Source organism: Sphingomonas sp. BK235 (assembly GCF_004345855.1).
GTDB lineage: Bacteria > Pseudomonadota > Alphaproteobacteria > Sphingomonadales > Sphingomonadaceae > Sphingomonas.
Genome location: NZ_SLXN01000017.1, coordinates 1 through 12981, shown reverse-complemented (window position 1 = coordinate 12981; position 12981 = coordinate 1). Strand labels below are relative to the sequence as shown.

Below are 12981 nucleotides of genomic sequence, written 5' to 3'. Positions count from 1 at the left end.
AACTCACGCGCGGATCAGCGCCGACAGCATCGTTCCCGTGGACGTCTGAGCGAATAAGCGACGACGGACAAGCTCGGGATCGAGTGCCAGCCCCTCAGCTGTCGCTCCGCCGACGAGAGCGTCGAGCGCGATGGTCGGTCGCAGATCACGATGCTGGTAGAGGCGGGAGGGAGCCAGGCCAGGCCAGTCGGCGATGACGCGCCCGCCGCGCACCGCACCGCCCAGCAGCATCGCCACCGCCCCGGTGCCATGATCGGTGCCGCCTGTGCCGTTCACCGCGGCGGTGCGCCCAAACTCGGTCGCGACCAAGACGGTCGTTTGCGCCCATGCCGCACCAAGTCCCTCGCGCAGCCCCGCGATCAGCGCGTCAAGGTTGTGGAGCTGAGTCGCGAGCCGCCCCTTCTGCCCGCTGTGCGTGTCCCAGCCGAGCGTCTCCAGCATGGCGACGCGCGGGCCGGTGGGCTTCGTCAGGAAGCCGGCGGTAAGCCGCCCGAGGCTCGTCGGATCCTGCCGTGCGCCGGTGCCCGCGGCGAGGCCTCGCGCGTCGAGTGCCGCTTGCCACGGCGCGTGAAGCTCGGGATCGGCGTCGTAGAGCGCTGTCACCCGCGCCATCAGGTCCTCGCCGGCGGCGGGGAGCGGCGAGGGCTTGTAGGAGGCGACTGGCACCGCGCCGCGCAGCGCCAGCGGCAGCGTTGAGGTCACTGCTATCGCCTCGTCCGCGGGATGCGGCATCATGGCAACCAGGCGGTTGAGCCAGCCGTCGCGTTGCGCATAGGGGCTCGCACCGCCGGTCTCGAGGACGTTCTGGCCGTCGAAGTGCGAGCGGTCGCGATAGGGTGAGGCGACTGCGTGGACGAAGAGCGCCTCGCCGGCGCCGTAGAGGCGGCCGATCTCGACCAGTGCGGGATGAAGCGCGAAGGTGGAGTCGAGCCGCTGCCCCGGTGCGTCGGCGCCGATCAGTGCCCCACGCAGCGCGGCGAAGCCGGGATCGCCGACCGGGCGGACGATATCGAGACCGTCTGCCGCACCGCGCTGAATGATGAACACGAAGCGGCGCTCGCCGCGAACGGTGGCGAGTGCGAGCCCGGGGGCGGCGAACAGCATGCCGGTGCCAAGCGCGGCGGTGACCATCAGGCGACGACGATCGAGCATACGCCTCATCTCCTCAGAAAATCGGGTGATGCGAGCAGCAGCGCGAGCGCCGCCGCGGGACTCTCCGCACGCGCGATCTGCTGCGAGGTCGCTGCGCTCAGCGCACCTGGCAGGATCTGTGGCGCGAGCGCGCGCGCGTCGACGCCCTGTGACACCGGCGCGGCGGCGAAGCGCTGAGCCACCTCCACACGCCGCAGCAGGGCGTCCGAGCCTGCCCAGGCCGCGGCCGTGTCGTCCCAGCCCGCGGGCGCCCCTGGGCGCCACACGCGCTGGCCGAGCTGCGTCTGCAGCGCCGCGATCGGAAGCGACGCCGCCGTACGGCAGCCGAGCCCGCGCAGCGCCGAGATCGTCCACTCCCACGGTGTTTTGAACTTGCGCCCGGCAGGCGACCACGCCTCGGGCGAGTCGATCAGCGTGCGATACAGCGTCGGCAGGTCGCCCCCGCTCCGCGTGAACGCGCCGGTGAGCCGCCGGATGATCGCTTGCGATGGGTTGTCTCCGGTGAGGTGGCGCGCCAGCTTGCTGGCGACGTGGGTGGCCGTCGCCGGCGCGGCGGCGAAGTCGAGCAGCGCGGCGTGCGCCTGCTCCACACCGGGCTGCGCATAGCGTCGGCCCAGGATCGTCTGCGTGCCGGGCTCATGTTGTGGCGCTCGGAAAGTGAAGAGGCCACGCCGCCCGGTAGACCAGCCGGTCAGCGCGCGCGCGAAGGCGGTCACGTCCTGCTGGGTGTAGTCAGATCGCGCGCCGAGCGTGTGCAGCTCCATAATCTCGCGCGCGAGATTCTCGTTTAGGCCCCGGTTGCGGTCAGGCGCGCGCTGCGCGGCAGGGCTAGACGGACCGATCGAGCCGACCTGATTGAGGTAGAGCAACATCGCTGGATGACGCACGGCCGCCAACAGCATGTCCTGGAACCGCCCGAGCACGTGCGGGCGGATTGCGTCACGCTCGAATGCGGGGGCGAGCGCGGCGACACGCGGATTGTCAGCCGATACACAGAAGTGGTTGGACCAGAAGTGGACCATGCGTTCGACGAAGGGCGCCTCGGTCAACAAAGCAGCGTCGGTGCGAGCTTGCACGCCCTCGCGATAGAGCGACTGCGCGGCGTCGCGCAGGTTGCGCCGGGCGAGTTGGCGCTCTGCGGTCGCTGCCTCCGTGGCACGAGCAGCTCTAACCCCTTCGCGGTACTGGTCGAGCAGCGTGCCGGCGTCGGCCAGTGCGGCGAAGCCGGCGGGGCGCGATTCGTAGCGGCCAAATTGATCAATTAGCCAGGCGCGGGGATCGGCCAACGGCGCCGCGCCTGGACGCGCGCCGAGCCCAAAGCGGTTGAGCGCGATCGCGGCGGCCGACGGGATGTGTTCAGGCTGATCCATGTACTTTCAACGGCTCGGCGAGCGAAACCCGTCGCACGCTGGACTGACGCGAGCAGGGCCGCACGGCAGCACACGCGCGTCAACGTTCCGAACCTGATGGATCGGACGCTAGCGCCCACCGCGCGCGGCACGGCGACGCATCGCCGCGGCCATTCGGGCTCGCTCCGCCGGCGGCAGCGTGACCGCAAATGCCACGGCACGCCGCTCGACCGCTGCGCGGACCGCGGTGTCGGCGGCGCGTGCGCAGTCAAGCGCGGCCAGAACTGCCGCCGGATCCACGCGCGGTTGAGCGAGCAGATCCGCCGCCTGCACCTTGGCACCTCGCGCGGCCAGCACTGTCGGACGCATCGCGCGACGAGTCTCGCGCAGCGCGGTGCGATAGGCGCGCCGCTCGCCCGGGGGCAGCTCGGCGCCGGCAATCCGCAGCGAACCCGCCGTGATCACGCTGCGGCCGCCCTGCAGCGAGAGGTATCCACCCGCCAGCGCACCGGCAAGGAACAAGTTAAGGATTGCCGACGCGATCAGAGCGAGGTGCCAGCGCTTCACGATCTGTCGTCCACGGGTCCGAGCTCGCCGAACACGGTGCCTCCCTCCATGGTCAGGTCGTGCGAAGGGCCGATCAACGTCGCCCCCGCGGTTCCCGCAACCGCCCCGGCAAGAGCGGCGGCGATACCCGCAGTCGACCACCACCAGCGCACTCGCACGTGAAGCGGCGGTGCGGGCGCGTGTGCCACGATCCGTGTCGCCAGGCCCTCTGCAGCGACCGGCACCGGCCAGCGATCGAGCTGCCGGTCGAGGGCCGAGGCCTCGGCCAGCACGCGCGTACCCTCCGGGGTCGCCGCCCAGCGTGCCGCCGCGGCGCGCTCGGCGGTGGGCCAGCGCGCCAGCGTGCCGCCATAGGCCTCCGCAAGCGCGCGATAGCGCTCCGTCGCCGTCACGTCATTCACGCTCCGCCTCCTGTTCCGCCGCGAAGCGGGCGCGCAGGGTCCGCCGCCCGCGTGCCAGCAACGACTCCAGCGCCTCGATGCTCACCTCCAGCGCGGCGGCCGCGTCGGCGCCGCTGAGATCCTGATAATGGACCAGCACGATGGCTTCGCGCTGGCGCTCGGGCAACGCAGCAATCGCGTCCGCAACGCGCCGCGCGCGCTCTGTCGCCAGCAGCGCCTGCTCGGCGTCCGGCGCCGGGTCGACACGATCGGGTACACTCTCGCCGGTGAGTTCGCGCCGTCGCCTTAGTCGGTCGCGACATAAGTTGAGGACTACCGTGTGAAGCCAGGTATCGTAACGTGCGCTCCCCGAGCGCCATTCGCGCGCGCCGCGCCACGCGCGTAGGAACGCCTCCTGCGCGACGTCCTCCGCAGCTGTGCGGTCGCGCAGCAGTCGCGTCGCCAGCGACATCACGCGCGGCAGCTTGGCGGCGACCAGCAGTCGCGCCGCCGCTCGGTCGCCGCGCCCTACGCGCGCGATCAGGCTCGCATCCGGATCGTGATCGCTCAATCGCGAACCCCGTCATCGCCGTTCGCACGCTGTCACGTGGAGCGGGAAAGCTGCCCCTCGTCCGCGCGGCGCGCTCCCGCGTGGGAAGGACGCGTGATGTCGCGGTCAGGGTCCAGTCGACCATCGCGCCGCGTGAACGTCCCGGGCAGCACGGACGTCATCGTACAGTTGAGTGGCAAGCTCATCAGCACGGCCGGTCATAGCGTGGGCCGCAGCGGTGATCGTCCTCATAAGCGCGCCGCGTGCGCCGCAGGTCCCGCCGCGCGTCGCGCCGCTCGTCGCGCGCCTGTCGCTGGTCCGAACGGTCGCCGTAGCGGTCGGCATCGCGCACATCGCGGCGCGCGTCCTGAAGATCGAGTCTGGCGCGGCGCACGTCCCCGCGAGTGGTGCAGGCGGTGACAGAGAGAAAGAGCATCGCGGTCGCGGCAGGCAACGATAGTCGGATCATCCTCAATCCTCGCGATTGGTAGAGATGGCGGGCACGACGCGGCGCCGCGCCCGGGGTACGCCTCAGCGGTAACGCCAGCCGCCATGATAGCGGTAGCGGTTCTTCCAGTACCGGTGCCCGCCCCAATAGCCGTAACCGCGATAGTAAGCGCCGCGCACGTTGGAGTGGCACGCGCCGGCGGGCCCTCGATGGAAGCCACGGCCGCAGCCCTGTCGCGCTTCCGCTGCTGGCGGCGCGGCAACTATGACCATGCCAGCCGCGGCGGCCGCGAAGATCATCAGCTTCATACGTCCTCCTGACGAGTCACCGCCGGATATGAGCGGCGCTGGCTTGAACGCAGTAGGGCTGACATTCCGTCGCCCGACCCAACATTCGTATGAGAGTTATGCAACGCGAGCCACAACGCGGATGATCGCTTGTCATTGAAATGAACGGAAGTCTGAAGCTGGGATGCGTGCAGGGCGCCGGGAGTGACCGCTTCTGGGTCTCGACCACGAGAGTGGAGAGGGGATGCGCCAGCACTCAATCGCATACGAATGATGATAGGATGCGCATCCTGCGAATAGACATCTTCGCAGCATGTGTAGGGCGTTCGGCTCCAAAACACGCTTCAGCTTAAGACCCTCACCGGCGCACGACCTCGTCGGCCGACTTCTCCTACTCGACCCCGAGCCAAATGAAGGCGGATGACGGGCAAAACGTGAGGGTGAGCTATGCGAACGTAAAATGGTAAGTGACCAGCCCGGCGCGGCCAGCTGGAACGCTCGGTGTAAGCCGCTACGATCCTCGGCTTCGGCGTTATCGATGCATCGTTGCACCGCGCCCGGCGCCGCACAGCTGTCCACGCCCTTCGCTGAGACTTGCCTCCACAAGCGGTGGCCAGGTCGCTGAATGAGGCGCCCGGGCGGCACCCCAGCGATCTGAGTTGGCCGGTGCTCTGCCGCCTGGACCTATCGATCTCGGGGGGGGCTACGACGAGTGCGCCGCGGGTAAGTCTCCGATCAAACCGGGCAACATCCTGCCCCACGGCAAAGGGGCCGGCCGGTCCCGTCGTTGCTCAGGCTGACGCTCGTTGCCATCGTACCATCGGCCAAGGCATCGCAGCCGCGAGGCAGCGTTGTCGCTGCCCCGCGGCTGTCTGGGATCACGCGATCTGGCGCGTGAAGCGCACAGTCGACCGGCGGCGCATCGAATAGCCGATCGCGCCGAAGCCGAGGATCATCATCGCCCAGGTCGCCGGCTCCGGCACCGGCGCCACGGCTATGCCGAACAGCTGGCGCGGAGTGTTGCCCAGCGCGGACAGCGCGCCATTGTCCAGATTGACGCTGAAAAGCGATCGGCCGTTGAAGGCGAACGCCTCGTTACCTGCGATGTCGAAGCTGGTACGCGAGCCGAGATCGCGCCCGAGACCGCCGACGGTGGTGAGCACCCCCCCATTGTTGTTCTGCTTGGCGAGGACGTCGAGATCGGTGTCGATCACGTAGAGCTGGGTCGATGTGCCGGGCGCGCCGAAGGTTGAGCTGGTGTAAGCGGCCGCACTGACACCCGGATCCCGCCCGGCGTTCGGGTCGCCCGCAGCATAGCCGAGGGTAGTGGTCGTCGGGGCACCTGTCAGCGAACCGTCGTTAGGGTTGTAGACGTAGTTGTTGTTGGTGTTGCTGACGATGCGGACACGATCGATCGTCGGATTGAAGTCGAACCCGAAGACACTGCCCTCGATCCCCAGCGCGGCGCTGGCAGCGGTCGCGACACCCGTCATGGTGTTGATGGTGTACACCACCCGATCGGTACCGAGCCCGTACAATGTGCTGTTGAGCGGACGAAAGTCGAGCGCCTCGATGCTGCTGTTCGTACCGGTGATCTTCACCGAGGACAGGAACGTTCCTGGCGCAGCGCTACTGAACGACACCAGCCTGTTGGTCTCATCGACGCCAAAGATCGTCGCCGCTGAGGCGCTGACCGGCATCAGTGCCGCCGCGCATGCGAGTGCTAGAGCTTTCTTCATGACCGCAACTCCCTCTGTTATCCGTAGTAAGTCAGCGGATCATGACGAATGCCTGATCGCCCTTACTCACGACCAGACAGCTTTTGTTCAATGCGGAGTCAACGACGGCGACGTGACAATCGTCTGCAAACAAGATTACATTTTATGTCTCTATAAACAGGGCATCTATTTTCCAATGTTTGCGTATCTGCCCTTTTATGCACCGCGCGGAGGCAGGCTGGAGCCGGTCCGTCACCGGGTGATCCCGACCCACTTGGCGGCGGAGGTCACTCGCCCGCGAGCGGCTGCGGCCGCCCGGGCTGGGCGACTTCTTCGTTTCCGTTTGTTACAGGGGCGAGGAGTAACACGCTTATGCCCCTTCGCATCCTGATCGCCGGCGCGAGCATCGCCGGCAACACAGTGGCCTGGTGGCTGGGGCGCGCCGGACTCGACGTCGCGGTGGTCGAGCGGGCGCCGACGTTCCGCGATGGCGGCCAGAACGTCGACGTGCGCGGCGTCGGCCGCGAGGTGCTGCGCCGGATGGGGCTGGAAAAGGCGGCGCTGGATCAGGGCACGGGCGAGGAGGGGACCGCTTGGGTGGAAGATGACGGAGCGGTAGCGGCGCGGTTCCTCACCGCCGGGATGAAGGGCGACGGCCCTACCGCCGAAATGGAGATCCTGCGCGGCGACCTGGCCCGTCTGCTCTACGAACCGGCGCGCGGGCACGCCACCTTCCGGTTCGGCGACAGCATCGCCGGGATCGAGCAGGATGACGACGGCGCCACCGTCACTTTCGCCGGCGGCACGACGGGGCGATACGATCTGGTCGTCGTCGCTGAGGGAGTGGGGTCGCGGACGCGGGAGCTGGTCTTTCCCGGCGAGAATGCGCCGCGCTGGATGGACCTGACGATCGCCTATTTCACCATCCCGAGACGGGCAGACGACGATCGCCTGTGGCGCTGGTTTAACGCGCCTGGCGGCCGCAGCGTGTCGCTCCGCCCCGACCGGCACGGCACCGCGCGCGCCATGCTGTCGGTGCAGCAGCCGCCGGGCGGTGAGCAGGACTGGGATATCGATCGACAGAAAGCGTGGCTGCGCGAGCGCTTCGCCGACGCGGGTTGGCAAAGCGAGCGCGTGCTCGCGGGTATGGAGACCACCGACGACTTCTATTTCGACGTGCTTCGCCAGGTGCGGATGCCGTGCTGGTCGAAGAGCCGGGTGGTGCTGACCGGCGATGCGGCGTGGTGCGCGACGCCGATCGCAGGCTACGGCACGACGCTGGCGGTGACCGGCGCCTATGTGCTGGCGCAGGAGCTGATCCGCTCGAGCGACGTGGGCGCGGCACTGATGGCCTATGAGCAGGCGATGCGGGCGATGGTAGAGGATGCGCAGGGGGTGCCCAAGGTGGCGCCGCGCCTGGCGAACCCGCACAGCCGGCTCGCCATCCGGCTGCTGCATACCGCGCTGAACGTGGCGAGCCGGCCCGCAGTGCGCGGCCTCGCTGGCAAGCTGTTCGGCGGCCGTTCCAAGGATGTCGACCTCTCACGCTACGCGACGTCGGAGACGAAAGGGCCAACGTCGAGCGGAACCGCGGCGAGCAGGGCGCCCGTCGCGCCGGCCGCGCCAGCGGAGACCGGCCTTTCGCCGCTGCTGGCGCTCGGCACGATCGCGGTGGTCCTCGGCGCCAGCGCGCTGGTCGGCCGACGCAACGCGCCCGATCCGTCACATCCCGGCATCCGCCGCTGGTATCGCGATCTGGACAAGCCAGGCTACACGCCGCCCGACGCGGTGTTCGGGGCGGTGTGGCTGGTGCTGGAGACCGGTCTTGCCGCCGGTGGCTATCGCCTGCTGCGACAGCCGTCAGGAACCGCGCGGAACGCGGCCGTCGGGCTGTGGCTGGTCAACACCGCGATGGTGGGCGGCTGGACGCAACTGTTCTTCGGCGAGAAGCGGCTGGGAGCCAGCGCGGCGGCCTCGGCGGCGATGGTCGTTACCGGCGCGTCCTATGTTGCGACCGCCGCTAAGGCCGACCGGCCGGCCGCGGCGCTGGCGCTGCCCTTCGTTGCCTGGCTCGGCTTCGCGGCGGTGCTGGCCGATCGCATCCGGCGCGACAGCCCGCGGGGAAGGGGGCCAGGTCAGGGCGCGGCATGATGGCGAAAGCCTGCGCTCACGGGATCGCAGCGTGCCGATCGGGCGTGCCGAAGGGATTGCTTCTAGCTGAGGTGCCAGTCGATCCGTGGTTCATCCGCGCGCGTCAATCGAACCCTTTGAAAGCCTCTCGGCTATAGCAGCTGTGGGGCTAAACGAATGGCTGATTGCGGGAGATGGGCAGGAACCTCTGAGTGACCGTTATTGGGTCAAGCTGCTAAATCTCGGTGCGTTCTGAGAGCTCCAACGCGTCCTCAACGTCAACGCCAAGGTACCGGACCGTGCTTTCGATTTTGGCGTGACCGAGCAAGATCTGCACGGCGCGTAGATTGCCCGTTGCTTTGTAAATAATCGACGCCTTTGTGCGCCTAAGTGAGTGAGTTCCATACTCCTCTGCCTGAAGGCCGATGCCCACGATCCACTCACGCACGAGTCTGGCGTATTGCCTGGTACTCATGTGGTCCATGTAGTCGTTTCGGCTTGGGAAAACGAAGTCGTTCAGGGTGCCGCCGCGATGCTGCAGCCAGTCATGGAGTGTCCGGCGCGCGGGCTCAACAAGCTCAAATTGTACCGGTCGCTTGGTCTTCTGTTGTACGACAATCGCGCGATCACGTATACGGCCGCCGACAACAATGTCGCCGATGCGGACCTTCACTACGTCACAACCGCGCAATTTGCTGTCGATAGCGAAATCGAACAGGGCGCGATCTCGGAGCCGTCGATGCTGATCGAGAAAGAAGCGGATGGCCCAGACCTGCTGTGGTTTGAGGGCACGCTTGGGGCCGCTAACTCGACCGTCATTCCACGGCCGCAGTTCATGAAAGGCAGGGTCAATCGACGAGTGACCCATCGCTCATCTCCAAAGGTCCGAGTCGGCCTTGATGCTACGCTTTATGCCGCTCCACGTGAAGTGACTCCGAGCGCGGTCGACGCGCTTTACTGATCTTTTGCGGGGCGACCAGGGTTTGCAAGGCGAGTCGCCCTGGCCGAGCCGCTCGAGCATCGTTCCTGAGCAGCTCAGGCGAGCCCGGCAATCATGGAAATCGAGACGCTCGCGGTGGAGATTGAATGGCGAGGGTCGGAGATCTGATCGGAAGAGAGGCTGCGCCGGTATAAGGGTTCTTAAACCGGCGCAGCCCGTCGGGCTTAGGACACAACCATTGGTGTCTTTCGATCAAAGGTAGAGGATCGATCGGCAACTTTGGCGACTAGGCTTGTGATCTGATATCGACCGAGCCAGCCTTTCCGCACAGGAGGGTACATGCGCCTGTTCGCAGATCCACGGAGCCATGGCTGAACATGCGACGCAAAGCAGCATTGGCGTTCACCCGCGCACGTGAGGTCGAGAGGCCGGTCTCGCCGGCGGCCAGCAAGGTCGAGCAATCGTTCAACAGGTAACGACGCCCACTTGATGTGACCATGTAATCTGCCAAGCTTGGTGCTTGCCCGTATTTGCCGGGAGAACGTTGAGCTAGCTCGCTGCTTAGTCGATCGTGGTGCCAGGAGAGCGCCTCGTTGCCAAGGAGCCGATAAGGAGCGCCGCGAGAATTCCGGCACCCGCCGGGATCAGCTTCTCTGATCCAGATAATACCCTCGGCTGACCAAGGGCCCAGGTGGGCCAGCATTGCGCTTTCCAATGCAGCATAGGAGTACTCGGGAGCGCTACATCGGTGCGCGATGCTAGCCCCTGCGCAGACGAGAACACCTTTTCCTTCCTCGCCAATCGGCTTGTGTCGGACGTCCGCACCGCAGTCTGCGCATCGTAGCAAATTTGCGAAAACGTTGCGTTTCGCGGCACTTCCTCCACGGCGACGATTGCTGCAAATGGACCAGACCCGAAGAAACGTTTCGGGCTCTATGATCCTTGGGAAGTAGCCACCAACTACGCCAATCGGCAATCGGTGCTGCACGTTGCGCTTGTAGACGAACTCGTGGAGCGGTAGCGCACCGGTCACGCGGCGATTATTGATCAAAGCGGCGATCGTGGTGCGTTCCCATGGTCCGTCGATCCTCCAACGTGGCACCTGCTCCTTGTTGAGCGTCTCAGCGATCTGCTGTGGCGGCTGACCTTCCTCTGCGTTGCCGAAGATGCGCTTCAGCAGCTCAGCTCGCGCCGCGATCGGAACTATGCGTCCGTTGTCGAAAGTTAGCCAATCAGGAAGCTTGCTGCTTAGAACCTTGGAGGGGACAGCTGCACGTTTGCGTGTCCATGCTTGGCGCGCGCGCATAGACTTGGTCGCGCTCTCCTCGTTTGCCCTTATGAAGACGATGAGGGCATAAATGAGACCTAGTGGATCGTCCGATAGACTCTCCTCGGAGTAGAGGCGGTTGTCCGCCAGGGAGACCACGTTCACGCCCGATACGACAAGGTTCGTGAGGATGGCTTGCGCTCGAAGGATGTTGTCGCGGCTGAGTCGATCCAGGCTTTCGATGAGGAGAAAGCTACCCTCGGGTATCTGTCCCGTCCGAACGGCCTCAAGGAAGCAGGCCAGTTCGCCATGAGCGGCGTTTTTCCCGCGAAAGCCGGAGACCCCCAAGTCGCGGTAGGTCAACTCATCGTCGAGGTGCAGGCCGTGCTGCTCGGCGTACGCCTTTGCCAACGCAGTCTGTCGAGCAAGGCTGTCACCGTTCGCTTGCGAGGGACTGCTAAATCGTTGGTACGAGTATGCCTTGACCGTTGCTTGTGCGACCTGACCCCCCAACCTCATTCTCCACAACTGATAGCCGCTTAGATGCAGGTTAACCGCCCTCGTTTGGCAATCCCCTTTATGCCGCTTTCGCTCCTAACGGCTAGAACGCGCCGGCTGATTATGACTGGGCTGACCCATGCTGATTGACGATCCCCTTTGTCTCCGGCGCGAGGCTGAACGCTGCCGCCGGGTCGCGGATATGATCGGGCGCGGCCCGGACGCAGATCGGCTTAGGCTTGAGGCGCTAGAGTACGAGATGCGAGCTGACCGGATCGTACGGCATCGGAGCAATGCGAAGATTGCCACGCAGCGCTTGCGCGCGACCCGCGGCGTTCGACCTGTCGTCAGCGTCGTGAGTTTTCCTCCAATACCTTAGGGCTGAATGCGCAGCGGTCTTCGCCTTGCAGAAGGGCCTGTCTCCTGGCGCCCTGTTACCTCAGCCGTGGGGCTGCGGTGTGACGGGCGCGATTGAGCTGAATGGATGGCCGGAATTGGGCGGCGGACGAGTAGCCTTAGGTGTCCGGTATTGGGTCACCGTCTCACCGGCGATCGTTCTCTCACGCTTGGCTCACCGGAATTTGCGCGAAGATCGTCTCGATAACGCAGCGCACGCCTTCGGGTGAGAAGCTCAGCTCCACTGGTGCCTCAAGCTCGGCAGCGAGTGCTCGTTCAATCAGGCGTGAGCCAAAGCCGCGGGTGGAGGGCGCTTTGACCGGCGGTCCTCCGCTCTCCTGCCAGACTAGTCGAAGCCTGTCTGGGCTCGGGCCTATCAGCGACCAACTTACGTCGACCCGGCCGTTCTCGTTCGATAACGCCCCGTACTTCACTGCGTTGGTGCACAGCTCATGCAGCGCCAGCGCGAGTGACACCGCGGTTCTCGGCGGCAGCATCACCTCAGGGCCTCCGATATCGAAGCGGTCCCGGCTAGCACCGCATCCTGGACCCACCACGTCCGCGACAAGGACACCGATGGAGGCGGCGCGCCAATCCTGTCGAACGAGCTGGTGGTGCGCCGCTGCAACGGCGGCCAGTCGCGCGTCGAACGCCCGTCGGGCAGCGGGTGAGGCTTGGTCGCCGCGAAAGGTCTGCTGTGCCAGACTTTGCACGACGGCAAGGGTGTTCTTCACGCGATGGTTGAGTTCGAGGAGCAGCAGCTGCTGCTGAGACTCGGCACGCTTGCGCTCGGTGATGTCGAGCGCGGCGGTGGCGAAGCGCGGGGCGTCGGGCGGACTGCCCACAATTGGGCTGATCGTCACAGTGAACCATCGTACGCCGCCGACCGCGTCGGTCGATCGCTCCAGGCTGGTCGGTACGCCGCTTGCCTGCGACATCTTCAGCCGTTCAAGGAAAGCCGCAGCCGTTTCCGGTGGTTGTACGTCGCGAATGCTGAGGCCGCTGACGTCCTCGTGCCCGTACAGCCGAGACAGCGCGCGGTTGGCTGTGAGGTAGCGTGCATCGTCGCCGCGGAGCTCAACGATGGAGGCGAGCAGACCCTCAGTCTCGAAGAAGGCGCGCAGTGTTGCCTCACTTTCGCGCAGCGCTTCGGTGTTGCGGCGTACAGCCATCAGCTTGTCGAGCTGCCTCGTACCCCAAAGGGTGTCGTTGCCCCCTAAATGCCTGACGAGGCCTCGCGGGTTTGCGCGATGTACTCGCGGGGTGATCGGTAGCCCAGCGCCTTGTGCGGGTGCACCT

At 66.2% G+C, this 12981-nt stretch carries 12 protein-coding genes; 1 reads left to right on the top strand and 11 read right to left on the bottom strand.

Annotated elements, in window-relative coordinates; all coding sequences use genetic code 11:
- Positions 1-3: 3 nt before the first annotated feature.
- The 8 genes from EV292_RS21995 to EV292_RS23295 all read right to left on the bottom strand — a co-directional run bounded on the left by EV292_RS21995 (position 4) and on the right by EV292_RS23295 (position 6472).
- Positions 4-1152 carry a DUF1501 domain-containing protein gene (locus EV292_RS21995; protein ID WP_132911420.1) on the bottom strand — a complete coding sequence of 383 codons (1149 nt, stop codon included), beginning with the start codon at positions 1150-1152 and terminating at the stop codon, positions 4-6.
- A 5-nt stretch (positions 1153-1157) separates the two neighbouring features.
- A complete protein-coding gene (locus tag EV292_RS21990) occupies positions 1158-2522 on the bottom strand; it encodes a DUF1800 domain-containing protein (protein ID WP_132911419.1) in 1365 nt (454 codons plus the stop codon).
- A 108-nt stretch (positions 2523-2630) separates the two neighbouring features.
- A complete protein-coding gene (locus tag EV292_RS21985; protein WP_132911418.1) occupies positions 2631-3068 on the bottom strand; it encodes a periplasmic heavy metal sensor in 438 nt (145 codons plus the stop codon).
- Positions 3065-3469, bottom strand: coding sequence for a hypothetical protein (locus EV292_RS21980; protein WP_132911417.1), 405 nt, complete (start codon positions 3467-3469; stop codon positions 3065-3067). Before EV292_RS21980 ends, EV292_RS21985 begins: the two co-directional genes overlap by 4 nt.
- Positions 3462-4019 carry an RNA polymerase sigma factor gene (locus EV292_RS21975; RefSeq protein ID WP_132911416.1) on the bottom strand — a complete coding sequence of 186 codons (558 nt, stop codon included), beginning with the start codon at positions 4017-4019 and terminating at the stop codon, positions 3462-3464. The genes EV292_RS21980 and EV292_RS21975 overlap by 8 nt, the downstream gene beginning before the upstream one ends.
- A gap of 184 nt (positions 4020-4203) precedes the next feature.
- Complete coding sequence (locus tag EV292_RS21970) at positions 4204-4467, bottom strand: hypothetical protein (RefSeq protein ID WP_165927239.1); 264 nt, start codon at positions 4465-4467, stop codon at positions 4204-4206.
- A 62-nt stretch (positions 4468-4529) separates the two neighbouring features.
- On the bottom strand, positions 4530-4754 hold the full coding sequence (locus EV292_RS21965; RefSeq protein WP_132911414.1) for a hypothetical protein: 225 nt from the start codon (positions 4752-4754) through the stop codon (positions 4530-4532).
- A gap of 857 nt (positions 4755-5611) precedes the next feature.
- Entirely contained in the window at positions 5612-6472 is an 861-nt protein-coding gene (locus EV292_RS23295; protein WP_132911413.1) for a DUF4394 domain-containing protein, read from the bottom strand.
- A 351-nt stretch (positions 6473-6823) separates the two neighbouring features.
- Here EV292_RS23295 and EV292_RS22855 point away from each other — a divergent pair, with 351 nt between their 5' ends.
- Complete coding sequence (locus tag EV292_RS22855; RefSeq protein ID WP_132911412.1) at positions 6824-8602, top strand: tryptophan-rich sensory protein; 1779 nt, start codon at positions 6824-6826, stop codon at positions 8600-8602.
- 214 nt (positions 8603-8816) lie between these two features.
- On the opposite strand, the gene EV292_RS21950 is transcribed toward EV292_RS22855, so the two are convergent.
- From EV292_RS21950 to EV292_RS21940, 3 genes are all read right to left on the bottom strand, one after another.
- The gene (locus EV292_RS21950; protein ID WP_132911411.1) at positions 8817-9449 is read right to left on the bottom strand and encodes a tyrosine-type recombinase/integrase; all 633 of its coding nucleotides are present in this window, start codon (positions 9447-9449) and stop codon (positions 8817-8819) included.
- A gap of 358 nt (positions 9450-9807) precedes the next feature.
- Positions 9808-11307, bottom strand: coding sequence for a recombinase family protein (locus EV292_RS21945; RefSeq protein ID WP_132911410.1), 1500 nt, complete (start codon positions 11305-11307; stop codon positions 9808-9810).
- 539 nt (positions 11308-11846) lie between these two features.
- A partial coding sequence (locus tag EV292_RS21940) for an HWE histidine kinase domain-containing protein (protein WP_207913548.1) occupies positions 11847-12981 on the bottom strand: 1135 nt, incomplete at its 5' end.